23 protein-coding genes are annotated in these 24464 nt (G+C 63.2%); 16 read left to right on the top strand and 7 right to left on the bottom strand.

The window, feature by feature from the left end:
• Positions 1-47 precede the first annotated feature (47 nt).
• Positions 48-1967, top strand: coding sequence for a 1-deoxy-D-xylulose-5-phosphate synthase (gene dxs / locus GNH96_RS04675; RefSeq protein ID WP_169602615.1), 1920 nt, complete (start codon positions 48-50; stop codon positions 1965-1967).
• The gene (locus tag GNH96_RS04670) at positions 1967-2482 is read left to right on the top strand and encodes an adenine phosphoribosyltransferase (protein ID WP_169602614.1); all 516 of its coding nucleotides are present in this window, start codon (positions 1967-1969) and stop codon (positions 2480-2482) included. Before dxs ends, GNH96_RS04670 begins: the two co-directional genes overlap by 1 nt.
• Positions 2483-2558: 76 nt before the next feature.
• Here the strand turns inward: GNH96_RS04670 and hpnH are convergent, their stop codons facing one another.
• Positions 2559-3674: an adenosyl-hopene transferase HpnH gene (gene hpnH, locus GNH96_RS04665; RefSeq protein WP_169602613.1), complete on the bottom strand. Its 1116-nt coding sequence runs from the start codon at positions 3672-3674 to the stop codon at positions 2559-2561.
• A 384-nt stretch (positions 3675-4058) separates the two neighbouring features.
• Between hpnH and GNH96_RS04660 the strand changes: the two genes are divergently transcribed.
• The 7 genes from GNH96_RS04660 (at position 4059) to GNH96_RS04630 (ending at position 14059) form a co-directional block, all read left to right on the top strand.
• Positions 4059-5147, top strand: coding sequence for a phytoene/squalene synthase family protein (locus GNH96_RS04660; protein ID WP_169602612.1), 1089 nt, complete (start codon positions 4059-4061; stop codon positions 5145-5147).
• Positions 5148-5179: 32 nt separating this feature from the next.
• Positions 5180-7144, top strand: coding sequence for a squalene--hopene cyclase (gene shc / locus GNH96_RS04655; protein ID WP_169602611.1), 1965 nt, complete (start codon positions 5180-5182; stop codon positions 7142-7144).
• Positions 7141-7851 (top strand): phosphorylase family protein, encoded by a 711-nt coding sequence (locus GNH96_RS04650; protein ID WP_169602610.1) that lies wholly within the window; start codon positions 7141-7143, stop codon positions 7849-7851. The genes shc and GNH96_RS04650 overlap by 4 nt, the downstream gene beginning before the upstream one ends.
• 8 nt (positions 7852-7859) lie before the next feature.
• Complete coding sequence (locus tag GNH96_RS04645; protein ID WP_169602609.1) at positions 7860-10523, top strand: MMPL family transporter; 2664 nt, start codon at positions 7860-7862, stop codon at positions 10521-10523.
• Positions 10524-10567: 44 nt separating this feature from the next.
• Entirely contained in the window at positions 10568-11956 is a 1389-nt protein-coding gene (locus GNH96_RS04640) for an aspartate aminotransferase family protein (protein ID WP_169602608.1), read from the top strand.
• Positions 11957-12019: 63 nt separating this feature from the next.
• Entirely contained in the window at positions 12020-12364 is a 345-nt protein-coding gene (locus GNH96_RS04635) for a copper resistance CopC family protein (RefSeq protein ID WP_228720014.1), read from the top strand.
• 18 nt (positions 12365-12382) lie between these two features.
• Positions 12383-14059, top strand: coding sequence for a copper resistance D family protein (locus tag GNH96_RS04630; RefSeq protein WP_169602606.1), 1677 nt, complete (start codon positions 12383-12385; stop codon positions 14057-14059).
• Positions 14060-14135: 76 nt separating this feature from the next.
• Here the strand turns inward: GNH96_RS04630 and GNH96_RS04625 are convergent, their stop codons facing one another.
• The 6 genes from GNH96_RS04625 to GNH96_RS04600 form a co-directional block, all read right to left on the bottom strand.
• Complete coding sequence (locus GNH96_RS04625) at positions 14136-14765, bottom strand: HpnM family protein (RefSeq protein WP_228720013.1); 630 nt, start codon at positions 14763-14765, stop codon at positions 14136-14138.
• Between the two features lie 207 nt (positions 14766-14972).
• The gene (locus GNH96_RS04620; RefSeq protein ID WP_169602605.1) at positions 14973-17471 is read right to left on the bottom strand and encodes a heavy metal translocating P-type ATPase; all 2499 of its coding nucleotides are present in this window, start codon (positions 17469-17471) and stop codon (positions 14973-14975) included.
• Complete coding sequence (locus GNH96_RS04615) at positions 17464-18048, bottom strand: cation transporter (protein ID WP_169602604.1); 585 nt, start codon at positions 18046-18048, stop codon at positions 17464-17466. The genes GNH96_RS04620 and GNH96_RS04615 overlap by 8 nt, the downstream gene beginning before the upstream one ends.
• A gap of 51 nt (positions 18049-18099) precedes the next feature.
• Positions 18100-18540, bottom strand: a complete 441-nt coding sequence (locus GNH96_RS04610) for a hypothetical protein (RefSeq protein ID WP_169601116.1) — start codon at positions 18538-18540, stop codon at positions 18100-18102.
• Between the two features lie 80 nt (positions 18541-18620).
• The gene (locus GNH96_RS04605; protein ID WP_169602603.1) at positions 18621-18824 is read right to left on the bottom strand and encodes a heavy metal translocating P-type ATPase metal-binding domain-containing protein; all 204 of its coding nucleotides are present in this window, start codon (positions 18822-18824) and stop codon (positions 18621-18623) included.
• Positions 18825-18946: 122 nt separating this feature from the next.
• Entirely contained in the window at positions 18947-19219 is a 273-nt protein-coding gene (locus tag GNH96_RS04600; protein WP_169602602.1) for a hypothetical protein, read from the bottom strand.
• Between the two features lie 322 nt (positions 19220-19541).
• On the opposite strand from GNH96_RS04600, the gene GNH96_RS04595 reads away from it, so the two are divergent.
• From GNH96_RS04595 to GNH96_RS04565, 7 genes are all read left to right on the top strand, one after another.
• A complete protein-coding gene (locus tag GNH96_RS04595; protein ID WP_169602601.1) occupies positions 19542-20474 on the top strand; it encodes a sulfite exporter TauE/SafE family protein in 933 nt (310 codons plus the stop codon).
• Positions 20475-20534: 60 nt separating this feature from the next.
• Positions 20535-21218, top strand: a complete 684-nt coding sequence (locus GNH96_RS04590; RefSeq protein ID WP_169602600.1) for a methylthioribulose 1-phosphate dehydratase — start codon at positions 20535-20537, stop codon at positions 21216-21218.
• A complete protein-coding gene (locus GNH96_RS04585; protein WP_169602599.1) occupies positions 21215-21775 on the top strand; it encodes a 1,2-dihydroxy-3-keto-5-methylthiopentene dioxygenase in 561 nt (186 codons plus the stop codon). Before GNH96_RS04590 ends, GNH96_RS04585 begins: the two co-directional genes overlap by 4 nt.
• A complete protein-coding gene (gene mtnC, locus GNH96_RS04580) occupies positions 21772-22455 on the top strand; it encodes an acireductone synthase (RefSeq protein WP_169602598.1) in 684 nt (227 codons plus the stop codon). Before GNH96_RS04585 ends, mtnC begins: the two co-directional genes overlap by 4 nt.
• 250 nt (positions 22456-22705) lie before the next feature.
• Positions 22706-23293: a YcbK family protein gene (locus GNH96_RS04575; protein ID WP_169602597.1), complete on the top strand. Its 588-nt coding sequence runs from the start codon at positions 22706-22708 to the stop codon at positions 23291-23293.
• Positions 23294-23425: 132 nt separating this feature from the next.
• The gene (locus GNH96_RS04570; protein ID WP_228720011.1) at positions 23426-23770 is read left to right on the top strand and encodes a hypothetical protein; all 345 of its coding nucleotides are present in this window, start codon (positions 23426-23428) and stop codon (positions 23768-23770) included.
• Positions 23771-23789: 19 nt separating this feature from the next.
• The gene (locus GNH96_RS04565; protein ID WP_169602596.1) at positions 23790-24464 is read left to right on the top strand and encodes a thiopurine S-methyltransferase; all 675 of its coding nucleotides are present in this window, start codon (positions 23790-23792) and stop codon (positions 24462-24464) included.

Genomic DNA, 24464 nt, shown 5'->3' with positions numbered 1-24464 from the left:
GACAGCCGAAGCCTCCGCCCGGACCGAGCAACCTGGAACGCGATTACATGACCGAAACCACAAGATATGCCCTTCTCGAAGCGGCAGACAATCCCGCCGCACTGCGCAACCTGCCGGAAGACAGGCTGCCTGAGCTCGCCGAAGAACTGCGGGGCTATCTCCTGGAGAGCGTGAGCCAGTCGGGCGGCCACCTGGCCGCGGGGCTCGGGACGGTGGAATTGACCATCGCGCTGCATTACGTCTTCAACACCCCCGAAGACAAACTGGTCTGGGACGTCGGACATCAGGCCTATCCGCACAAGATATTGACCGGACGCCGCGCCCGGCTCCCGACCATCCGCAAGAAGGACGGCCTGTCGGCCTTCCCCAACCGGGCGGAGAGCCCTTACGACTGCTTCGGCGTCGGCCATTCCAGCACCTCGATCAGCGCCGCCCTCGGCATGGCCATCGCTGCCGGGCTGGACCGGCGGCCCAGCCATGCGGTGGCGATCATCGGCGATGGAGGACTCACCGGCGGCATGGCCTTCGAGGCGCTCAACCATGCCGGAACCCTGGACGCGAACCTCCTGATCATCCTCAACGACAACGAAATGTCGATCTCGCCAAACGTCGGCGCGCTCAACAACTATTTGGCGAAGATTCTGAGCGGAAAGTTCTATTCGTCGGTCCGCGAAGGCGGCAAGCACCTCCTGGGCCGCCACATGCCCGGCGTCTGGGAGCTGGCGCGCCGGGCGGAAGAACATGTCAAGGGCATGGTGGCGCCCGGTACTTTGTTCGAAGAACTGGGCTTCAATTATTTCGGGCCGATCGACGGCCATGATCTGGACACCTTGATCACCACCCTGCGCAATCTGCGCGACCAAAAAGGCCCCCGCTTCCTGCACGTCGTGACCCGCAAGGGCAAGGGCTACGCGCCGGCGGAAAAAGACCCCGTCGCCTACCACGGCGTCGGCGCGTTCGACCTGGACGCCGACGAACTGCCCAAGTCCAAACCGGGGACACCGACCTACACGGAAGTATTCGGCCAATGGCTATGCGACATGGCCGCGCGGGACAGGCGTCTGCTAGGGATCACTCCGGCGATGCGCGAGGGTTCGGGCCTGTTCGAGTTTTCCCAGCGCTTCCCGGAACGCTACTTCGACGTCGGCATCGCCGAGCAGCATGCCGTGACGCTCGCCGCGGGCCTGGCCTGCGAAGGCTACCGGCCGGTGGTGGCCATCTATTCCACCTTCCTGCAGCGCGCCTATGACCAGCTGGTGCACGACGTCGCCCTGCAGAACCTGCCTGTGTTGTTCGCGATCGACCGCGCCGGCCTGGTCGGCCCGGATGGCCCAACCCATGCCGGCAGCTTCGACCTGAGCTTCATGCGCTGCATTCCCAACATGCTGATCATGACACCGGCGGACGAAAACGAATGCCGGCAGATGCTCTATACCGGCTTCCTCCACGACGGGCCGGCGGCTGTCCGCTATCCACGAGGCAGGGGACCCGGCGTCAAGCCCGAGGAGGCCATGACCGCGATTCCCCTCGGCAAGGGCGAAGTGCGTCTCTGCGGCAAAGGCACCGCCATCCTGGCCTTCGGCGCGACCTTGGCGGCCGCGCTCGCGGTCGGCGAAAAACTCGGCGCCACCGTCGTCAACATGCGCTTCGTGAAACCGCTCGACGAGGCGCTGATCCTGGAGCTGGCCGGCACCCACGACCACATTGTCACCGTCGAGGAAAACGCCGTCGCGGGCGGCGCGGGCAGTGCGGTCAGTGAATTCCTCGCAGCCCAGCGCTGCCGGATTCCGATCTGCCAGATCGGGCTGAAGGACGAATTCCTCGACCAGGGCAGCCGGGAGGAACTCCTGGCCATCGCCGGGCTGGACCAGGCTGGCATCGCCCGATCGATCGATGCCTTCCTTCAGGCCACGGCTTCCACCGAAAAATCCCAGCGCGCCCGCCGCTCGGGCAAGAGCAAGCCCTGATGGACAAACTGCGCTCCCACATCCGCGACATCCCGGACTTCCCGAAACCAGGCATCCTGTTCCGCGATATCACGCCCCTGGTCAAAGACCCGGCGGCGATGAGATTCGCGATCCACCAGCTCATCCACCCCTTCATCGGCGATAACATCACCGCCGTGGCTGGCATGGAGGCGCGGGGCTTTATCTTCGGCGCGCTGGCGGCCTGGGAGCTGGGGGTCGGCTTCGTGCCCCTGCGCAAGCCGGGCAAACTCCCCTACAACGTCCAGGCCATCGACTATGACCTGGAGTACGGCTCGGCCCGCCTGGAGGTACACCTGGATGCGCTAGGGGTTGGCGACCGCGTGCTGATGGTCGACGATCTGCTGGCCACCGGCGGCACGGCCCGCGCCAGTTGCTCACTGGTGGAAAACCTGGGGGCCGAAGTCGCGGCCTGCGCTTTCGTGGTCGAACTCGATGCACTCGAAGGACGGCAGGCTTTGAATGGCCGCCGCGTGCATTCACTGCTGCATTACTGACGCTCTCCGTTGCCCTCGGGCGCAAAAAAGCCGGCCTCAAAGCCGGCTTTTTTGCTTGCGCCTCACCCTGGCTGGACTATTCGACTGCTTCGATGCGGGTCGCCGGACGCACCTTGACGGGAACTGAACCAGGCGCCTCGGTCTCGTATTCCGGCTTCGGCTCCGGCGCCATGTCTCCTGTCGTCTTCGGCCCGAACAGGGCGACCCAGGCCGCTTTCCAGGGACGGTGCATGGCGTCTTCCACCGCGCTGGCCTCGTAGCCGCAATGCGCCATGCAGTTGGCGCATTTCGGATTTTTCGAATTGCCGTACTTGTGCCAGGGCGTTTCGTCCATCAAGGCCCGGAAGGAAGGCGCATAGCCCTCGTCCACCAGCAGGTAGCACGGCTTCTGCCAGCCGAAGATGTTTCGGGTCGGATTACCCCAGGGCGTGCAGTTGTAACTCTGGTTGCCCGCCAGGAAATCGAGGTACAGCCCCGAATGGTTCAAACGCCAGCCGCGCCCGCGGCCCAGCTTGAATACTTTGCGGAACAGCTCCTTGCTGTCCCGCATCCGGATGAAGATGTTCTGCTGCGGCGCGTGCTCGTAGCTGAAACCCGGCGCGATGGTCACGCCTTCGACGCCCAAGCGCTTGGTATGGTCCAGGAACTCGGCCACCTCCTCCGGCGACTCGCCCTGAAACAGGGTGCAGTTGATGGTCACGCGAAAACCGCGGGCGATCGCCATCTCGACGGCTTCGACAGCCCGGTCGAACACGCCGGTCTGGCAGACCGACGCATCATGCCTGTCGCGGTTGCCGTCAAGGTGGATCGACAGCGTCAGAAACGGGGAAGGCTGGTAATCGTCGATCCGCTTCTTGAGCAGCAGCGCGTTGGTGCACAGATAAACGTATTTCTTGCGCTCGATGATGCCGCGCACGATCTCGGGCAATTCCTTGTGGAGCAGCGGCTCGCCCCCGGCGATGGACACGATGGGCGCACCGCACTCGTCCACGGCCTGGAGCGACTCTTCGACGCTCAAGCGTCGATTCAATATCTCGTCCGGATAATCGATCTTCCCGCACCCGGCGCAAGCCAGGTTGCAGCGGAACAACGGTTCGAGCATCAGCACCAGAGGATAGCGCTTGACCCCGAAAATTTTCTGTTTGAGCAGATACTTTGCGACGGTCAGTTGTTGACGCAGTGGAACGCCCATTCGTTTCTCCTCGATTCTATAGCTGGCGACGGGATGGCTTGAGACAACCGCCCCGACAGTCGGTTCATATCGGCCCAAAGGCACACCGGCCAAACCATTGCCTGATAGCCGCCCATGAGACGTTGCGGGACATTTTCCCAGTCTGGCACTAGGGATTGAGCCCGGATTGTAACAACGATCCTTATTTCTTGTTTAAAAAAAGGCTTGCGGCATTCCCTTTGAATGGGTACGCATGCTAGCATCCAGTTGCATATTACTCAACTCATCTTTGATAAAAAAACAACAGAACTTGACTCGATCGCCCGAATCAGTAGACTTTCAACCCTTTTACAAGGAGTTAGCCACGGTGGCCGACTCGAGCTCCAGCAACCGACGCCTATCCCGATGAGCGGAACATCCCCCTCGCAACCTGCGATGCACGAGAACATGTCGGACGACGAGTTCCAGGCCTATTTTCTGGACGGGGTGTCGCGCACTTTCGCCCTGACGATCCCGCGGCTGCCGGAAAATCTGGCCCGGCCGGTATCCAACGGCTACCTGTTGTGCCGGATCGTCGACACCATCGAGGACGAGGTGACACTCGGCTCGGCGCAGAAGAGACGGTATTGCGAGCGCTTCGCGCAGGTCGTTGCCGGTCATGCCCCGGCCGCACCCCTCGCCGACGAGCTTTTTCCGCTGCTCTCGGAACAGACCTTGGCCTCTGAAAGGGAACTGGTCGCCGCCATTCCGCGCGTCATCCGCATTACTCACGGCTTCGCTCCGCCCCAGCAGGAGGCATTGGCCGAGTGCGTGGCCACGATGTCGAGGGGAATGGCCGAGTTTCAGGACAAAGACCTAAGCCACGGTCTCAAAGACCTGCGGCAGATGGGTGATTATTGCTATTACGTCGCCGGCGTGGTTGGCGAAATGCTGACCCGATTGTTCTGCCATTATTCGCCGGAAATCGCCGCGCACCGGAGCCGGCTCATGGAACTCGCGGTATCGTTCGGACAGGGCCTGCAGATGACCAACATCCTCAAGGATCTGTGGGACGACCATTCGCGCGGCGTCTGCTGGCTTCCGCAGGACGTGTTTTCGGATTGCGGCTTCGCGCTGTCCGAATTGCGTCCCGGCCACAACAATCCAGATTTCGTCCGCGGCTTCGACCGGCTGATCGGGGTGGCACATGCGCATCTGCGCAACGCGCTGGATTATACGTTGCTGATCCCGAGCCATGAAACCGGCATCCGCGAATTCTGCCTGTGGGCCCTGGGCATGGCGGTGCTCACCCTGCGCAAGATCCACGGCAACCTTTATTTCAGCGACTCCAGCCAAGTCAAGATCACGCGGCGGGCGGTCAAGGCGACGATACTCGCCTCCCGCCTGACCCGCGGCAACGACACCTTGCTGAAGATGACCTTCCGGCTCGCCGGACTCGGCCTGCCCGCCGCGACTCCGGCCGCCGTACTGCAGCCCAGGCCCATTGACATCTGAAACACGCCCCGAACCTCCAGGAAACATCGCCCATGTTGAGAGAAGCGACCGTCATATCGAACCTCGAACCGCCGCTGACCGCCTCATACGTCGAGTCTCCTCTCGATGCGGCGATCCGGCGGGCCAAAGATCATTTGCTGAGCCTGCAACACCAGGAAGGCTATTGGGTATTCGAGCTGGAAGCCGACTGTACCATCCCTGCCGAATACATCCTGATGATGCACTTCATGGATGAAATCGACGAAAAGCTGCAAGCCCGAATCGCCAACTATCTGCGCGCCCACCAGAGCGCCGACGGCAGCTATCCGCTATTCCAGGGCGGCGCAGGCGACATCAGCTGCACCGTCAAGGTCTACTACGCCCTCAAGCTGGCCGGCGATCCGATCGACGCCCCCCACATGACGAAGGCTAGGGAGTGGATTCTCGCCCAGGGTGGCGCTGCGCGCTCCAATGTGTTCACGCGCATCATGCTCGCCATGTTCGAACAGATTCCCTGGCGCGGCATCCCCTTCATCCCGGTGGAAATCATGCTGCTGCCCAAATGGTTTCCGTTCCACCTGGACAAGGTGTCGTACTGGTCGCGCACGGTCATGGTGCCGCTGTTCATCCTGTGCAGCCACAAGGTGACCGCCCGCAACCCGACCAAGACCCAAATCCGCGAACTATTCACGGTAGACCCGCAACGGGAGCGCCATTATTTCGACCATGTCCGGACGCCGCTCGGCAAGGCCATCCTCGGCCTGGAACGTTTTGGCCGAATGCTTGAGCCGCTGATCCCGAGCGCCGTGCGCAAGAAGGCGACCCAGAAGGCTTTCGAGTGGTTTACGGTGCGGCTCAACGGCGTCGACGGACTGGGCGCGATTTTCCCGGCCATGGTCAACGCCTACGAGGCGCTGGATTTCCTCGGCGTGCCGCCCGACGACGAGCGCCGCCGGATCGCCCGCGAGTCCATCGAGCGGCTGCTCGTGTTCCAGGGCGAGAGCGCCTACTGCCAGCCCTGCGTCTCGCCGATCTGGGATACCGCCCTGACCGCCCTGACCTTGCAGGAAGTGGCGCGCCATACCGCCGATCTCCAGCTCGATGCGGCACTGCACAAGGGGCTGCAATGGCTGGCCTCGAAGCAGATCGACAAGGATGCGCCCGGCGACTGGCGGGTGAACCGGCCGAACCTGGAAGGCGGCGGCTGGGCATTCCAGTTCGGCAACGACTACTACCCGGACGTCGACGACAGCGCCGTCGTGGCCCATGCGCTGCAGGGTTCCGGTGATCCGCGCTTCGACGAAACCCTGCGCCTGGCGGCCAACTGGATCGCCGGCATGCAGTCCAGCAACGGCGGCTTCGGCGCCTTCGACGCCGACAACACTTACTACTATCTCAACTCCATTCCCTTCGCCGACCACGGCGCCCTGCTCGACCCGCCGACGGCCGACGTCAGCGCCCGCTGCGCCATGTTCCTCGCCAAACGGGTCGACCGGCAGCCGGAGCTGCGTCCCGCGCTGGACCGCACGATCGCCTACCTGCGCCGGGAACAGGAAGCCGACGGCTCCTGGTTCGGCCGCTGGGGCACCAACTACATCTACGGTACGTGGTCCGTGCTGTTGGCCTACGAGGCGGCCGGCATTCCGAACGACGATCCGAGCGTGCGCCGCGCGGTGGCTTGGCTCAAGAGCGTCCAGCGCGAGGATGGCGGCTGGGGCGAGGACAATTTCAGCTATCACGATACTTCGTATCGGGGGAGTTTCCACACCAGTACGGCATTCCAGACCGGCTTCGCACTGATCGCGCTGATCGCGGCGGGCGAGGCCCTATCGCCCGAAGTCCAGGCCGGCGTGGACTATCTGCTCCGGCAGCAGCGGGCCGACGGCTTCTGGAACGACGAATGCTTCACCGCACCGGGCTTCCCGCGGGTGTTCTATCTCAAATATCACGGCTACGACAAATTCTTCCCGCTGTGGGCGCTGGCTCGTTACCGTAACGAACGCTACGCCCGGGCGTGACTCGGATCGGTCTGGTCGTCGCCCTGCCGGCCGAATGTCGAACGCTGACGCGGCGCCGGCCGCGCCGCGGTGAACCGGTTGCCGTCAGTGACACCCTCCACCTCTGCCTGTCCGGCAGCGGGCCCGATAATGCGGAAAAGGCCGCGCACCGGCTGGCGGCGGAAGGCTGTAACGCCCTGATCAGCTGGGGTTGTGCCGGCGCTCTGCGGGGACATCTGGCTTCCGGCGATCTCGTCCTGCCCACCGAAATCGCGTGTGCCGACGGCACGGTGTTGCCTACGCATCCCGACTGGCACCGAGGAGCGCTGCGGTACGCGGAAACCCTCCCGTGCAAATTGTCCACCGGACGGCTGGCTGCAAGCGACGGCGTCATCCACGGCCGCGACGCCAAGCGGGCGCTGGCGGCCACCACCGGCGCCGACGCCGTCGACATGGAAAGCGGCGCCATCGCCCGCACCGCAACGGCGCTGAAGCTGCCGGTACTGGTGATCCGCGCCATCGCCGACGACGCCGCGACGGCGATTCCCCGCAGCGTGCTCGATGCGCTCGACCCGCACGGCAATACCCGGCTTCCGCGGCTCATGGCCCATCTGGCCCGGCGGCCTTCGGAAATTCCCGACTTGATTCGGCTGGCTCTGGCTTTCAGGGCGGCATCGGCAACCCTGCGCGCGATGAGGCCCCATCTGCACGCGCCCGGAAAATTCTGACTTGAGCAATGTCCAAAGGAAAACAGACCGTCACGCCGGAAGCCCGGGCAAGTTTTCTCATCCGCCTGATGCACGGCTGGGAAGCCAGGGTTCTGAGCCATCCCTGGCTGGTCGTGTTCGTCGCGCTCGCCGCCTGCGGCCTGACGCTGCAATACACGATGAAAAACCTGACCGTGAACACCAACACGGCGGACACGATCTCGACGGAACTGCCGTTCCAGAAAAACAGGATCCGGTTCGAAACCGAATTCCCCCAGGACGTCTCCACCATCGTGCTGTTGGTCGAGGGCCGGACGCCAGAACAGGCTTCCGATGCCGTCGACGCGCTGCAGCAGAAGCTGGCCGGGCAACCGGCGACGATCGAGTCGGTCTATGTGCCCGACGGCGGCGACTTCTTCGCCCGCAACGGCCTCTTGTACCTGAGCCTGGAAGACCTGGAAAAGGTCAGCCAGGATCTTTCCGCCGCCCAGCCGTTCTTCGGAAGGCTGGCCGAGGACAACAGCCTCGACGGCTTCTTCGGCATCTACGTCCAGGCGCTGGATGCCAAGGAATCGGACCTTCCCGTGGAATTGGGCGCATTCACCCGCCGTCTCAATGAAGCGTTTCAAGCCGCCGTGGACAACCGTCCCTACCGTCTGTCCTGGCAACAGCTGATCATGGGGGAGAAGGACGGTCTTGGCATCACCAAGCGTTTCATCGTCATCCGGCCGAAACTCTTCTTCGAGGAGCTGATGCCGGCGGCAAGGGCCATAGCCACCATCGACGATGCCATCAACGAGATTCGCACCGATGCGTTGTCCGATGTCCAGGTGCGGAAGACGGGCGAAGTCGTCCTGGAACACGAGGAAATGCTGACGGTACAGGAGAGCGTCACCCTCGCCGGCGAGGCATCGGCGGTGCTGGTCTGCCTCACGCTATGGCTGGCCTACCGTTCGTTCAAGCTGATGTTCGCCACTTTCCTGACGCTGGGCATGGGCCTGGTGTTTTCCATGGGTTTCGCCACCTTCGCGATCGGCCAGCTCAACCTGATCTCGATCTCCTTCACCGTGCTGTTCATCGGCATGGGGGACGCTTATTCGTCCCATTTCTGCCTGCGTTACCGGGAACTCATCCTGCGGGGCATGCCGCAACGGGCCGCCCTGCGCGAAACCTTCGCGTCGACAGGCTCGGCGCTGCTCCTGTGCACGCTGACCGCGGCCATCGGCCTCTACGCATTCATCCCGACGGCCTATTCCGGCGTTGCCGAACTGGGCATCATCGCCGGCACCAGCATGTTCATCGCCCTGGCCACTACCTTCACGGTGCTGCCGGCGATCATGAACATCCTGCCCTACCAGCCCTCCCGCCGGGCCGCCCAGCACCGACCGCGCGCCCTGACTCGGGCGCTGCTTTCCAACTGGCCGATGCGCTATGCCGGACCGATCCGGATACTGACCCTGATCCTGGGAATCGCGGCCGGCGCCCTGCTGAGCCGGATCGTCATCGATTTCAACCCGATCAACCTGCGCGACCCGACCACCGAGTCGGTCAAGACTTTCAAGTATCTGCTGAAATCCCGCGACACCTCGCCGATGACGTTGGCTTCGCTCGCGGCCAACGAGGAGGACGCGCACGACCGGATTCGTAGGTTCGAGAGGCTGGCCTCCGTCGACAGCGTGCGCAGCATCTTCGATTTCGTCCCCGACCGGCAGGAGGAAAAACTGGCCACCATCGGCGATCTGGCCCTGGTGCTCGGACCTCAGTTGCAGAATTTCCCCGCCGCCGCTGCGGCGAAGCCGACTCTGCATACGCTGGAAAAACTGCACGTCGCGCTCCGCAAGCGGCTCGAAAAAAGCCCGGATCCCGACATCGTTGAACTCGACGGCACCCTTGAAAAACTCCTCGAGGATTTGCAGGCGCTGCCCCCTGAGGCGGCCCAACCCCGCCTCGATGCGCTCGAAAAAAGCGTTCTGGGCGGCCTGAGGAAAACCATCGCCAATCTGAACACCGGTCTCGAAGCGAGACCGATCACCCTGGACTCCCTGCCGGCGGACATCCGTGAGCGCTGGATCAGCAAGAACGGGCTTTACCGGCTGCAGATATTCCCCAGAAACGACCTCAACGACCTGGACAATCTGCGGGAATTCATCCGGGAGGCGCAGACGGTGGACCCCGACGTCACCGACCTGCCGGTGACCTATCTGGAGTCGATGAACGCCGTGATCGTCGCATTCGGGCAGGCTTTCGGCACGGCGCTTGCCGCGATCACCCTATTGCTGCTCCTGGTCCTGAGAAACATCAAGGATACGCTGCTGGTCCTGCTGCCCTTGCTGCTCGCCTCGCTGTTCACCGCAGCCGCGACGGTGCTCATCCACGTGCCCTTCAATTTCGCCAACATCATCGCCCTGCCGCTCCTGTTCGGCCTCGGCGTCGACAACGGCATCCACATGGCGCACCGGCTGCATTACCTGAAGTCCCAGCATGACGCCCTGCTGGATTCCAGCGAAGCCAAAGGCGTGTTCTATGGCGCCCTGACCACCGTGTTCAGCTTCGCCAGCCTCGCCTTCACCCCGCATCCCGGCATGTCGTCCATGGGCATACTGCTGGCGATCGGCCTGATGCTGTCGCTGGTGTGCGCGCTGGTGGTACTGCCCGCTTTCGCCGCCCGCCGGGTCAAGGCCGGACGGGCTTAGTGTAGAATGCGAAATTTGACCATTTACGAAACCAGAGGTTGTTGATGTCGAGTCGTATTGCCGACCTGCTGAGGGATCGGAGAGGCGAAAATTTCGATCTGCACGAGAAACATCTCAACACCCAGATGGTCCGGGTATTGAAGACGATCGGGTACGACCGGGTGTACGTCCGGGCACAAGGCCCCTACTTGTACGATGACAAGGACCAGGCGTACCTGGACCTTCTCAGCGGCTTCGGCGTGTTCGCCCTGGGCCGCAACCATCCCAAGGTGGTCGAGGCGCTCAAGGACGTGCTGGATGCCCAGCTTCCCGATCTGGTCCAGATGGACGTATCGCTCCTGAGCGGCCTGCTGTCGGAAAAGATCCTACAGCGCTGCCCCGGCGATCTGTCGCGGATGTTCTACTGCAACTCCGGCGCCGAGGCGGTGGAAGCGGCCATCAAGTTCGCCCGCTACACCACCAAGCGGGAAAAAATCGTGTATTGCGAGCACGGCTTCCACGGCCTCACCCTCGGCGCGCTGTCGCTGAACGGCGAACAGGTGTTCCGCGACGGCTTCGGTCCATTGCTGCCGGCCTGCATCGCCGTGCCGTTCAACGACCTGGGTGCCCTCGAAGCAGCCCTGCGCCACGGCGACGTGGCCGCCTTCATCGTCGAGCCGATCCAGGGCAAGGGCGTCAACCTGCCCGACGACGACTACCTGGCCGAGGCCGCCCGCTTGTGCCGGAAGCACGGCACGCTATTCGTCGCGGACGAGATCCAGACCGGCATCGGCCGCACCGGGAAATTCTGGGCCATCGAACACTGGGGCGTCGAACCCGACATGATCCTGATGGCCAAGGCGCTCTCCGGCGGGTTCATCCCGGTCGGCGCCGTCGCCATGAAGAAGCCCATCATGGAAGCCGTGTTCAACCGGATGGATCGCGCCGTGGTGCACGGCTCCACGTTTTCCAAGAACAACATGGCGATGGCGGCCGGCATCGCCACTCTCGACGTCATCGACGAGGAAGGCCTGGTCGAAAATGCGGCGCGGATCGGCGACCGGATCACTTCCGGAATCAGGGCGATGGCCGACCGTTACGAGCTGCTGCATGCGGTGCGCGGCAAAGGCATGATGATCGCGGTCGAGTTCGGCGCCCCCCGCAGCTTTTCGCTCAAGGCCGCCTGGAGCCTGCTGGAAACCGCCAACAAGGGGCTGTTCAGCCAGATGATCACCATTCCGCTGTTCAAGACTCACCGCATTCTGAGCCAGGTGGCGGGGCATGGCATGAACGTGGTCAAGTTCCTGCCACCGCTGGTGATCGGCCAGAAGGACGCCGACTGGATACTCCAGGCCATGGATGCGGTCATCGCCGATTGCCACAAGGTCCCCGGCGCCATCTGGGACCTGGGCAAGAACCTGACCAGCCACGCCCTGAAAGCCAAGGCCGGCTGACCCTTCACCTACACACGCCAGGTAGCCATGTTCCCACGTACCATCAAACGATCCGGACGGCTCATGCCGGCGGTCGCCCTGTGCCTGCTCGCGCTCACTCCCAAGGCCTGGAGCCATGCCGTCGTCACCGAATCCTCGCTGACCAGCCACCCGGTGAAGGCCAACCATCCGACCAAGGTGGTGCTGTTTTTCAACTCCGGGGTCGAACTCGCCCTGTCGCGGGTCTTTCTGGTCAGCAAGGGCGACGTGTTCCACCCGGTCAACATCGCCAACGGCAAGAAGGCGGGCGAGATGCTGGTCGATATCCCCCCGCTGGAACCCGGCGATTATGCGCTGAAATACAAGGTGTTCGCGGCAGACGGCCACTTCACCGAAAACGTGATCCGGTTCCGCGTCGACAACCCCTAGTTCGAGGTCGTACAACACATGTTCCTACAAGGCCTGGCCAATTTCATCGATGATTTCCTCGGCGGCTTGATGCTCATCAGCTATGCGCTGATCGTCGGCAGCCTGATCTGGGCGGCCTGGATTCTGCGGATTTGGGACAGATCCTCGGCCGGCGTCAGCGCGCCGGAACCGGTGGTCGCCATCTGTGTCCGCATACTGAAAGGCGGCGCGATCACGCTGGCCGCCATGCAAGGCACCAAGCTATTGATCAAGGGCCTGCTGCTCGCCGCGACGCTCGGCGATTTCCCTCTCGGCGCCTACCTGGGCACGGTGCAGTTCATCGCCGGCCTGCTTCGCTTCGTTCTCTCGTGCGGGTTCGTCTACCTGGCGGTGCAGCTCAGCGCCGCGCCCCACAACCGCCCCGCCTGGAACACCGCGGCCGTCCTGACCGTGCCGCTGGTGATCAGCGGCGCCTGGCTGGTCCATGGCGTCGGGCGTTTCGAGCACCGCGAACAACTCATGGTCATGACGGTAATCCACCAGCTGGCCGCCGCGGTCTGGTTCGGCGGCGTCGCCCAGCTTCTGTTTCTGTGGCATACCCGGCGATCGGAGCAGGCGGCGCACCACTTCTGGCCGCTGGCGATCACGCGCTTCGGCTGGCTGGGCGCAGCCTCCGTGCTGCTGCTGCTTTCCACCGGCCTGCCTCTGGCCGTCGAATACATCGGCTCGCTGGACGGGCTGTTCGGCACCGGTTACGGCGCCCTAGTGGCGACCAAGGTTGCGCTGATGGGCGGCGCGCTCTATTTCGCCTACCGCAACCACAAGGCGGGGAAGGAATGGAAGCTGCGTGGTGCCTCGGCCGACCTGACCGGCAAAGTGCCCTATTTCATCGAGGCCGAGACCTTCGTCCTGGTGGGCGTGCTGTTCGTCGCCGCGACGCTGTCTTCCCAGCCGCCATCGGTGGACATCAAGGACACCACCGCGACCGTCTCCGAGGTGGCCTACATGTTCGCGCCGCGCCTGCCGAAAATCAGCTCACCGACGCACGAGCAGCTTCTGGCCGGGGAAGCGGGCCGAGTCGCCGTGGTGGACAAAGTCCCGTCGGTCGCCGCCACCGAGTGGTCGGACTACAACCACAACATCTCCGGCATTTTTCTCACCGGCATGTGCCTGGTGGCGATGCTGTCCTACACGGGGCGTTTCCGCTGGACACACTATTGGCCGGTGGGCTTCATCGGATTGAGCATCTTCCTGTTCTTCCGCAGCGATGCGGAAACCTGGCCGCTCGGTCCCATCGGCTTTTGGGAGAGCACTTTCGGCAACGGCGAGGTGTTCCAGCACCGCATCGCGACACTGCTGGCGTTTCTGCTCGGGGTCCTCGAACTGCGCGCCCGGACCCGGCCCGATGCGGATCGGCTACGCTACATGTTCCCGGTGCTGAGCGCGTTCGGCGGCATCCTGCTGCTGACCCACTCGCACGCGGAGTTCGAGCTCAAGAGCGAATATCTGATCCAGTCGACGCACACCGCGATGGGTTTGCTGGCGGTCGTCGTCGCCAGTGGACGCTGGCTGGAACTGAGGCTGGCAGCGGCGCCCGCGTCCTCTTCGAGGACCGCAGGCGGGTTCGACGAAGGGCACGTCGCCGGCTTCCTGTCGATCCTGGCCATGTTCATCATCGGCAACTTCCTGATGTTCTATCGGGAACCGCTGTACTGAAAGCCCGTTTCGACAGACGCAAAAAAAAAGGCATCCCGCGGGATGCCTTTTTTGTTGCCCATTTTCCGTAATGGCCTCAGCTCTTGGAGTTATTGTCGTTGTTGGCGTAGTCCGTAATTTTCTGGGTCAGCTTGGTCATCAGTACATCGAAGCCTTCACGGTCGATGACGCTGGTGTACTGGGCCTTTTTCAGCGCCAAATCGCTGATGCCATCGACGACGATGTTGATGATCTCCCACTTCCCGTCGAACTGATTGACCATGTAATCGAACTTCACGGGAGTCTCCTTGGGAATCACCATTTTGTAGCGGACGACCACACGGTCGGGTTTGACCACCTGATCCGAATCGTACTGGAACTGTTCGCCGCCATAGCTGTTGAACTGGGCGGCGTAGGTGGCGATGCTCAGTTCCGTGAGCTTTTTCACGAATTCCCGCTTCTGCTCGTCGCTCAGCGTCTTCCAGTGCGAACCCAAGGCGATCTGGGCCACGGCTTCGAACTGGAAAACCTCTCGCACCACGGGGTCAAGTTTCTTGTAACGTCCTTGATAACCCAGTTGTTTTGCATTTTTCATCACATCGATGAGCGCGCCGTTCAATTTGTCCACCACCATGCGCGCAGCTTCCGTGCCGGTGTCGGCCGTGGCGACCCTTCCCGCCGATAGCATCAAGGCCAGCGCCAGCCCGCCAAGAATTCGTAACAACATGTGATTCCTCACCATAGGCATATTTGCAACAAAATATACCATAACACCCACAGTCTCCGAATCAGTTTCGAATCCCATGACGGCGTCCGATGGCCTCCGAAGAGGCATTCCCTATTCAGAACGGCCGGAAAAAATCGGAAAGGGCTAAGGCCCAGGACGATGGGCGATCCACGGATGAATCGCGCCATGAGGACAACTGGACGCGGCTTATTGCCGCTGTAAGCGCAGGGAATTCAACACCACGGACACCGAGCTGAACGCCATGGCGCCCGCCGCGATCATCGGGCTCAACCGCCCCATGACTGCGAGCGGGATGGCGATCGTATTGTAGCCGAACGCCCAGGCAAGATTCTGATGGACGACCCGCAGTGTGAACTGGCTGAGCGCCATGCCGTCCGCGACCCGGCTGATATCGCCCTGGCTGATGATCATGTCGGCGGTCTGGATCGCCACGTCGGTGCCGCTACCTATGGCGAAACTCACGTCGGCCGCGGCCAGCGCGGGCGCATCGTTGACGCCGTCGCCGATCATGCCCACCCGTTCTCCCTGCTCCTGCAGGGCGCGAATGATCTCCAGCTTCTGCTCGGGCCGGGCACGGGCCGTCACCTCGGCAATGCCCACCTGCTGCGCGATGTGTTGCGCGGCCGCCTCCACGTCGCCGGTCACCATCAGCGTGCGGACGTTCAGGTCCTGCAGCCTTTCGATGGCAGTCCGCGCGAGTTCACGGGGGCGGTCGGCAATGCCGAAAACCGCCGCGAGCTTGCCGTCCAGCGCCATGAAAACCGGCGTCTTGCCTTGCTCGGCCAGGCTCGAAGCCGCCTGCAGGGCAGCGGCAAGGTCGATGCCGGCCTCCGCCAGCCATTCGGCATTGCCTATCAGTACCTCACGGCGATCAATCCGGGCCCGGATCCCCCGTCCCGGCACACTGTCGAATTCTTGGGAAACCAGGGAATCGGCGCCGGCCTCCTGTGCCTTGCGCACGATGGCTCGCGCCAGGAAATGTTCGGAGTCGATTTCCGCCGCCGCCGCCAGGCCGAGCAAGCGGGGTTCTCCGAGCCGCGAAAACCGGACGATGTCGGTGACTTCGGGCTTGCCCTCGGTGATGGTGCCGGTCTTGTCGAACACGACGGCGGTCAGCTTCGACGCCATCTCCAGGCTTTCGCCATTGCGGATGAAAATGCCCTTGCGGGCAGCCTGTCCCGTTCCCACCATGATGGCTGCCGGCGTCGCCAGCCCGAGCGCGCAGGGACAGGCGATCAGCAGTACCGCGATGGCGTTGGCGAATGCTCTGGCAACCGGGGCGCCAAGCCAGGTCCAGCCGATGAACGTGCCGGCCGAAATCACCAGCACCGTCGGCACGAACACCGCCGACACCCGATCCACGGTCTTCTGGATCGGAAGTTTCGACGACTGCGCCTGTCCCACCATGTGGATGATGCCGGCCAGCACCGTATCCTCCCCGACCGCCGTGACCCTCACCTGGAGCGCCCCGGTGCCATTGACGCAGCCGCCGATCACCCGGTCGCCGGGCCGCTTGATCACGGGAACGCTTTCACCGGTCACCATGGATTCGTCGACGCCGGACGTGCCGGCAAGCACTTCGCCGTCCGTCGGCAAACGGTCGCCCGGACGCACGCGCACCACCTCGCCCACCTTCAGGGATTCGACGGGCACTTCGAATTCCTCGCCGTCCCTGAGGAGGGTGGCGGTGGCGGGTTGCAGGTCGAGCAGGCGCCGGATCGCTTCATGGGCACGGCCGCGGGTGGTTTCCTCCAGATAGCGGCCGTACAGCACGAAACTCACGATGGCGGCGGCGGCCTCGAAATAAAGTTCACCGCGCCGAGTCAGCAAGGCCGCGACGCTGGAACCATAGGCGGCACCGACCCCCAATGCCACCAGCGAATCCATGTTGGCGGTCCCCTGGGCCGCCAGTCTCCATGCCTTGGAGAAAAAAGAGCGGCCGCTGCCGAGTACCACCGGCGTCGTCAGGATGGCGCTCAGCCAAGCCCAGACGCGGCCGTGCGGCATGACCATGCCGAGCACCACGACGGGGGCGCTGAGCAGCGCCGATACCAGAGCCTGGCGGCGCGCCTGCCGCAGACGCTCGGCTTCCCGTGCCACCATGAGTTTGCGCTGGACGATGCTGTCGGCCGCCTGCGCCCGATAACCGATCCGCGCGATGGCGGCCATGACGGCGTCGCGGCTGAGGACGGCCCGGACAGTGGCGGTTTCCGTGGCGAAATTGACGGAGACGTCGCGGATGCCCGGCTGCCGTTTCAACATCATCTCGATGAGCAGCGCGCAGGACACGCAGGTCATCCCTTCGATCGCGAACTGCCACTCGCGCACCGGCCCCCCCTCACTGCCGGCGCCGCCGAGCGCCTCCGGCGCCTGCTTGCGGCGCCCCAGGCTCGCGATCAGGTGATCCGCCACCTGCAGCAGGTTCGCGCGCGGCAGTTGATCCGGGTTGAAGCGGATCGCCACCGAACCGAGGTCCGCCGCGACGCGTACCGACCGCACCCCGGAGTGCTTGAGCAGCAGGATCTGCAACAGGTAGCAGCGTTCCGGATCCTTGCGCAGCGCCGGCGCCTGGATCCGGACGCGCCGCCGCAAGGCATGCACGACTTCGAGATGGGGCCAGGCATGGGCAAATGGCGCCGGCGTGGCGCGAGGGGTGGAAATCCCCGAACCCGCAACGTCAGACATTACGGGGACGCCGCGACCGGACCAGAAGGAAAATCATGTAGAACACCGCCATCCATTCATAGCGATAGCGAAGAGGCTGTCGGAGCCAGTGCTGGGTGATCAGGTGCCAATGCAGCTTGATGAGATAGAGCACCAGCACGTCGTTGAAAAATTCTATGAATCCTCTTTCCCGCGCCGGCGTCAGCAGCTTGGGCGAATTTTTCATGGTCCGCCGGGCGACGATTTTCATGGCCGCCAGGGTCTCGCCGGCCTCCTGCGCTTTTTGGCGCAGCCAACCGAGAGGCCGGCCCACCGAGACGCTCACGGCACCCTGAACCCGACCGGCCTGCCCGACGCCGGCATCGACCAGCTGGGCCAGCCGCCGCCCGATGGTCTTGAGGTCGCACACGGCGATGTCGAATCGTACCGAGAGCTTGCGGCTGCCCGGCGACAAGCTCACCCGGTAAACGCCGTCGAGTGCACGCAAAGCGGACTCGATTTGAGCGCGCGCCGAGGCCTCGCAGAGCTCCGCCGGCAGATCGAAACGCACATGGCCGGCACCGCTATAGCGCAAAATAATCTGTTTTTTCAGTGACATGGTCTCAAGACCTGACGATAGCGATCAGCCGGTACGTTTTTGCCCACCGTGTCAGGTATCACCGCGCTCGGAGCCTTCCTGGCGTTCCGCCAGCAGATCCTCGAGATTTTCCCTCTGCTGAAGGACGAAATCCTTGCCGCCCTCGGCGATGCTCATGGCCGAGCCGATGATCTCCTTGCGATATTTGTGAATGTAATAGCCTGCGGCCATGCCGAGGCCGAACAGCACCAGGGGATGGGTGAACACCCGCTTGAACAGCGAGCGGCCGGCATGCGTCCCCGCCGTCGCGGCGGCGCCTACCGCCGCCCCCTTGGCGACCGCGGCAACGTTGTGCGATGACTGGACCAGGTGGCGAGCGCCCTGCATTGCGCCGTGATTCATCATGCCCTCCATGCCGGCCATCATGGGCCCCATCCCATGCTCCATCGCCCTCGCCGCCCCCGCGCCCATTGCCGCTTCCGCCATCGTCTTCCCGCCGTGTACATGAGCCATGATCTAGTTCCTCGCTGACTGTGCCAAACATTCCGACGCCCCACCCATCGGAGCGATCGAGAGCCGACCCTGATTATCGGTCATTTGTTCGAATGAGGTAAATCCGGCCCTTCCGCGTGGCTGGCGGCAGCCTCGACGAGGATGTCGGCCTCGTGAAGCATCCTGTAAATGCCCTGGCAGCCTTCGCAGCAGAAGACCTTGAGCCCGCTGGTCGTATTCAGCGGAAAGCCCGGCGGAATCACGGGCAGACTGCACAAGTCACAAACACGCGGTTCGGTGTCCATCCATCGTCTCCTTGATGTCTCTTACGAAAAATCAATCAATCTAGGCAGATAATAAAAAGCTCCGCAGCGGTTTGCACGGCCTGCGGAGTCTACGCCGGCATGGCCGGCCGGAGGACGGAAATTCAGTGACAGCTGAAGCTGATGGTCGCAGCTTCGGCACCGTCGCCCGAGCCGCGAATGGCGCGGCTGGAAGCTTTCATGAGGGCGATTCGGAGAGCACCGGTCAGACTGGTTCCCAGGCCGACCTGAGTGGCAATCGCAGGCACCAGGATCAATGAAGCGAACGCGAGGCCGGTGCCGATCAACAGCGGTCCGATCGGCGCATCCTGCTTCCGCGCGCGGACCGTTTTCGGCTTTTCGATGGGTTTCACATGGGCTAGCTGGGAGTTTTTCATGTTCGCCTCGCTCTTGATGAGAATGAATGCTGCGACGAAACAATCTTTTTCAACATTCGTGCCCAGTGCTTAGCTGCTTGATTCACAAGCATCGGCGGTGCAGCCGCGGCGCGGGAACACGCGCAGGCATGGCGTATCACACAGGCTATCTGTGTGATATCACGCACTTTTGCGGCACGGTCCTTTCCCCCTTCTCACCAAGGCCCGAGGATCCGGCCGGATTTGACGCCGAACAAACTGGCAGAAAATCTGCACGCCTTATAATTTCCGAGGCCTCTTGGCTGTCCTCACACCTCGTCCGTACCACAACCCGATCGGAAACATGAACTCGACCAACGCAGCGAACCGACAGTCCATCGCGAGTCCTTCCGCCTGGCTCAGACGCCCGGGCGCGATTGTCCTGGGTATCTTAGGAGTCATCCTGATCCTCTTCCTGGACGAACGCATGGGCGCTCTGGCCCAGATGCCGACGCTCGGGCGCGACATGAACTACTGGCTGCTGTTTGTGACCGGTCTTCTGACCGGTTTCCATTGCGTCGGAATGTGCGGGGCGCTGGTGCTGGCCTATGCCACCCAACCCGGCAGCGGCGGCAAACCATCCCCCCTATCCCACCTGCTTTACGGCACGGGCAAGACCCTGTCCTACACGACCATCGGAGCGGTTTTCGGCCTGATCGGATCGATTTTTTCCTTTTCGCCGGTGCTTCGGGGAGCCATCGGCATCGCCGCCGGCCTGTTCCTGATCCTGTTCAGCTTGGGGATGCTGCGCTGGGTGCCGGCCTTGAGCCATTTCCAGATCAAGACCCCAGGCTTCCTGCTGCGTTTCATCGGCACACAGTCGAGGCAGTCCCACAGCCCTTTCGTCATCGGCCTGCTCAACGGCCTCATGATCATCTGCGGCCCGCTGCAAGCCATGTACATCATGGCCGCGGGCACCGGCAGCCCGGTCGAGGGCGCCCTCCTGATGTTCTTTTTCGGCCTGGGCACGCTGCCGGTGATGCTCAGCTTCGGCTGGTTCGCCGCGCTCATCTCGGCCGGCCTGAAACCCAAGCTGGTCCGGTTCTCCGGCGTCATCGTGCTGATCCTGGGGATACTGATGGTCAATCGCGGCCTCAAGGCCAGCGAAAGCGGATTCGATTTCCACTCCCTGCTGGTCGGGCTCTCCGGCTTCACCGAATCACGTTGGGGCTTCGTGCTCGCCACGCCCGACGCCCCCATGCCTCAGGACCTGTCCGGGATGCACCACAACCACTGAAGCGTCCTTCCGCAAGAGCAGGGAGTCGACCGGGCGAGAAGCAGCCTTCTCCCTGCGATTTTGAATCGGCCCGCCGGTGCCGCTAGAATCGGCAGATTCCACCTCGACTTCCTCCGGCGAACTTCCATCTTGCACGACACCGAATTCCAAACCCGCGCCGCCGAACTGATCGATGCGGGCCGCTTCATGGACAGCCGCGGCTGGGTTCCCGCCACCAGCGGCAACCTTTCCGCGCGCCTGAGCGACGGCCGAATCGCCATCACGGTTTCCGGCCGGCCTAAGGGCCGCCTGCTTCCCGAGGACATCATGCTGGTGGATGCCGAAGGCCGTTCGCTCGACGGCAGGAGGCCCTCGGCGGAGACCCTGCTGCACACCGGCATCTACCGGCGCTATCCGGATGCCGGTGCCGTGCTGCATCCGCACTCGCCGGCCGCCACCCTGCTGTCGCGGCTGGTCGCCGGTGAAGTGATCCTGGAGGACTACGAGCTGCTGAAGGCGCTGGCCGGCATCGACACTCACGAGACAAGGATCGCCGTGCCGATTTTCCCCAACGATCAGAACATCCCCCGCCTCGCCCTGAAAGTCGAGGAATACATCGAGATGCACGGCGACATCCTGGCCTACCTCATCGCCGGACACGGCTTCTACACTTGGGGAAAATCGGTCGCCGATGCGTTGCGGCATCTGGAAGCGCTGGAATTCCTCTTCGACCTGGAAACCCGCATGCACGGAGTCAACCGATGAGCCTTCTGACCATTCACCCCGAGTCCGGCACCTCCGCGCCGGAGATCATCCGCGACGGCGACACCATTGCGGAGCGGCTGGCTGAAATCGGCGTCCTGTTCGAGCGCTGGCGGGCGGGCCGGGCATTCGAACCGGATGCCGAGCAGGAAACGATCCTCGCGGCCTACGCCGATTCGGTCGAACGCTTGAAGGCGAAATACGGTTTCGAATCGGCCGACGTCATCAGCGTCGGCCCCGATCATCCGCAGAAGAAGGAATTGAGATCGCGCTTCCTGAGCGAGCACACCCACAGTGACTTCGAGGTGCGCTTCTTCGTCGAAGGCCGCGGCCTGTTCTATCTGCATCCCGGCGACCGGGTCTATGGCATCCTGTGCGAGCGGGGCGACCTGCTGAGCGTTCCGGCCAACGCCCGCCATTGGTTCGACATGGGCGCCGAACCCTGCCTGAAGTGCATCCGGCTGTTCACCACACCGGAAGGCTGGGTGGCGGATTTCACCGGCAGCGACATCGGCGAGCGGTTTCCCAAGCTCGAAGACTATCTGAAGGCTTTCGCATGATCCGGGCGATTCTCACCGACATCGAGGGCACGACCTCCTCCCTGTCCTTCGTGAAAGAAACGCTGTTTCCCTATGCCCGCGCCCGAATGGCGGATTTCGTCCGCAGCCGCGCCGGCGACGACACCGTCCGGGGCCTCCTCGCCGACGCCAGAGCGGCGGCAGGAGACGCTTCGTTGGACGATGAAGGCGTCATCGCCCAGCTCGTCCGCTGGATCGACGAAGACCGCAAGGTCACGCCGCTCAAGGCTATTCAGGGTCTGATCTGGGAGGAGGGCTACCGCAACGGCGATTTTTTCGGGCACGTGTACGAAGACGCCGTGCGACGGCTCAAAGCCTGGCATGAACAGGGCATCGGCCTGTATGTGTTCTCCTCCGGCTCGGTCCATGCCCAGCAACTGCTGTTCGGCCATACCCGCTTCGGCGATCTCAAGCCGCTGTTTTCCGGTTACTTCGACACCCGTATCGGCGCGAAGCAGGCGCCCGATGCCTACCGTGACATTGCCCGGCAAATGGGCCTGCCGCCGGAGGAAATCCTGTTCCTCTCGGATGTCGAAGGCGAGCTGAATGCCGCCAGGGAAGCGGGCTTCAAAACCTTCCTGCTGGTTCGGGAAGGCGGAGCGACGACGAGCGATCATCCCAATGGCCCGGACTTTGACGCCATCCAGCCGGAACTCTTCTAAACCTTCCGGAACCGCATGTTTTCCCCTCCGGACAGCCGGTTGAAACGGTCTCACAACATGTCAAGGGTTGATTTCGGGCATTCTTAGCGCTTACAGTTTGGCCTTTGCCCGATGTGTGTGCGGTCGATTGCGCCGGTTGGGCCACCAGGATGTCGCAAAAGCCACTGCCGACGGCTCCGCCGAAAACGAGCGGCAGCGGCTTTTTCCGCACCCTGTCATTACCGATGTTCCACTACCGATAGGGGTCATAATGGGATTCAATCCGTCCTTGCGCACGCCCATGCGCGCCTCCGAACCCAATCTCAGCCGCCGCAGTTTTCTCGCCCGGGTGGGCATCGCCGCAACCGGAGCCCTTCTCCTCCCCAGCTTCGACGCCCACGCGTACTCCCTGAGCCAAGAGCGCACTCTGTATCTCTATAACAAGCATACCGGCGAAGACATGACCCTGGTGTGCTGTCCGGAACAAAACTACGACCGCAGGACCCTGCGGCAGTTCAGCCACTTCCTCCGGGACCATCACGTCGACGAAAGCTATCCCATGGATCCGGGACTTATCGACATACTCTACGCGATCTCCGCGCTGACCCGCTCCAACGGCACCTTCGAAATCATTTCCGGCTATCGCGCCCCGGAAACCAACCGGATGCTGCGCAAGCACAGCCACGGTGTGGCGGAACACAGCCTGCACATGGAAGGTAAAGCGATCGATCTGCGGATGAGCGACGTCAGCACCCGGACGCTTCGCAAGACCGCCCTGGCGTTGCAGTATGGCGGCGTCGGCTATTACCGGCTTGCCGATTTCGTCCATCTGGACACTGGACGCATCCGCTCTTGGTAAGGTCTTCGGCTGGACAGGCCGGACTCGCTTGCGCACACTATGCGTGACCCAACGTACGGCCGCCGGCGCCCTGCTCAGCCAGCCGCGGGACGAGAGGGTTTGCTCACCTTTGGAATGGACACTCGTCAACGCATGAAAACCCTGCGCCTCCTCCTGCTGTGCCTGGCCCTCGTGACCGCCCAGAATTCCGCCGCCATGGGACCCAACACGCTGAAAGGGCCCATGAGCTTCATCGAAGTACTCAACGAAGTCCTGGTCATGCGGCCGGTCGGACTGGTGGCCACGATCGTCGGCACGGCGCTGTTCCTGGCCACCAGCCCCTTGACCGGCATTGCCTCGGCAGCCGAGCCCCACGATGCCTTCCGCAAGGCCGGTGATGCCCTGGTGGTAGGACCGGCGGCGTTTACTTTCTCCCGCCCGTTCGGCGTCTACGGCTACAACCCGAAAGGGGTCTATCCGGACCGCCGGCCGGACTGAGTGCGGAAATTCGCGGGCCATGGACCCTGACTTTTGGCACGAGCGCTGGCAGCAGAAGCAGACGGGCTTTCACCAGACACGAGTCAATCCGCTGCTCGAAACCTTCTGGCCTCGCTGCATGGGCGCGGCACGGCCGCGGGTTTTCGTTCCGCTGTGCGGAAAGTCCCTGGACATGATCTGGCTGCAAAACCTCGGACATCCGGTACTCGGGACCGAACTCAGCCCCCTTGCGGTCGACGAGTTCTTTCGGGAAAACGGCTTGTCGGCGGTCAAGACACCGCTCGGAAGCGGCTTCGTCCGTGCGGAGAGCGGCGATATAAGCTTGCTGTGCGGGAACCATTTCGACTTGACGCCGGACCTCGTCGGCAAGATCGGAGCGATCTACGACCGGGCAGCGTTGGTGGCGATGCCCCCGGAAATGCAGGGCCGTTACGCCGAGCAGGTCTTCCGGCTGCTGCCGGAAACCCCGCCCATGCTGCTCATTACGCTGGAATACGGCGCAGAGGAAATGAGCGGCCCGCCGTTCCCCGTCCCTGAGGAAACGGTGGTTCGCCTGTTCGGACAGGCCTACCGGATCGAGCTGCTGTCGGCGCGCGACGCGCTGGAAGGAAATCCGCAGCTGCGCGCCAAAGGACTGAGCCGCCTGACGGAAAAGGCCTTTTGGCTGCGGCCGAAGCTCCGGCCTGAACCCTAA

Origin of the sequence: Methylococcus geothermalis, assembly GCF_012769535.1 — a bacterium.
Lineage (GTDB): Bacteria > Pseudomonadota > Gammaproteobacteria > Methylococcales > Methylococcaceae > Methylococcus > Methylococcus geothermalis.
Note: the sequence above shows the minus strand (reverse complement) of the source record. Positions and strands in the feature narration are given on the sequence as shown.

Bases quoted from the DNA above. Each gene is read 5' to 3' on its own strand.
- GNH96_RS04620 (WP_169602605.1), bottom strand. From the start codon at position 17,471: ATGTCTGACGTTGCGGGTTCGGGGATTTCCACCCCTCGCGCCACGCCG.
- GNH96_RS04570 (WP_228720011.1), top strand. From the start codon at position 23,426: ATGAAAACCCTGCGCCTCCTCCTGCTGTGCCTGGCCCTCGTGACCGCC.
- GNH96_RS04605 (WP_169602603.1), bottom strand. From the start codon at position 18,824: ATGGACACCGAACCGCGTGTTTGTGACTTGTGCAGTCTGCCCGTGATT.
- GNH96_RS04615 (WP_169602604.1), bottom strand. From the start codon at position 18,048: ATGTCACTGAAAAAACAGATTATTTTGCGCTATAGCGGTGCCGGCCAT.
- GNH96_RS04595 (WP_169602601.1), top strand. From the start codon at position 19,542: ATGAACTCGACCAACGCAGCGAACCGACAGTCCATCGCGAGTCCTTCC.
- GNH96_RS04625 (WP_228720013.1), bottom strand. From the start codon at position 14,765: ATGTTGTTACGAATTCTTGGCGGGCTGGCGCTGGCCTTGATGCTATCG.
- GNH96_RS04600 (WP_169602602.1), bottom strand. From the start codon at position 19,219: ATGAAAAACTCCCAGCTAGCCCATGTGAAACCCATCGAAAAGCCGAAA.
- hpnH (WP_169602613.1), bottom strand. From the start codon at position 3,674: ATGGGCGTTCCACTGCGTCAACAACTGACCGTCGCAAAGTATCTGCTC.
- GNH96_RS04585 (WP_169602599.1), top strand. From the start codon at position 21,215: ATGAGCCTTCTGACCATTCACCCCGAGTCCGGCACCTCCGCGCCGGAG.
- shc (WP_169602611.1), top strand. From the start codon at position 5,180: ATGTTGAGAGAAGCGACCGTCATATCGAACCTCGAACCGCCGCTGACC.
- GNH96_RS04670 (WP_169602614.1), top strand. From the start codon at position 1,967: ATGGACAAACTGCGCTCCCACATCCGCGACATCCCGGACTTCCCGAAA.
- GNH96_RS04660 (WP_169602612.1), top strand. From the start codon at position 4,059: ATGAGCGGAACATCCCCCTCGCAACCTGCGATGCACGAGAACATGTCG.
- GNH96_RS04635 (WP_228720014.1), top strand. From the start codon at position 12,020: ATGCCGGCGGTCGCCCTGTGCCTGCTCGCGCTCACTCCCAAGGCCTGG.
- GNH96_RS04630 (WP_169602606.1), top strand. From the start codon at position 12,383: ATGTTCCTACAAGGCCTGGCCAATTTCATCGATGATTTCCTCGGCGGC.
- GNH96_RS04645 (WP_169602609.1), top strand. From the start codon at position 7,860: ATGTCCAAAGGAAAACAGACCGTCACGCCGGAAGCCCGGGCAAGTTTT.
- GNH96_RS04610 (WP_169601116.1), bottom strand. From the start codon at position 18,540: ATGGCTCATGTACACGGCGGGAAGACGATGGCGGAAGCGGCAATGGGC.
- GNH96_RS04640 (WP_169602608.1), top strand. From the start codon at position 10,568: ATGTCGAGTCGTATTGCCGACCTGCTGAGGGATCGGAGAGGCGAAAAT.
- GNH96_RS04565 (WP_169602596.1), top strand. From the start codon at position 23,790: ATGGACCCTGACTTTTGGCACGAGCGCTGGCAGCAGAAGCAGACGGGC.
- mtnC (WP_169602598.1), top strand. From the start codon at position 21,772: ATGATCCGGGCGATTCTCACCGACATCGAGGGCACGACCTCCTCCCTG.
- GNH96_RS04575 (WP_169602597.1), top strand. From the start codon at position 22,706: ATGGGATTCAATCCGTCCTTGCGCACGCCCATGCGCGCCTCCGAACCC.
- dxs (WP_169602615.1), top strand. From the start codon at position 48: ATGACCGAAACCACAAGATATGCCCTTCTCGAAGCGGCAGACAATCCC.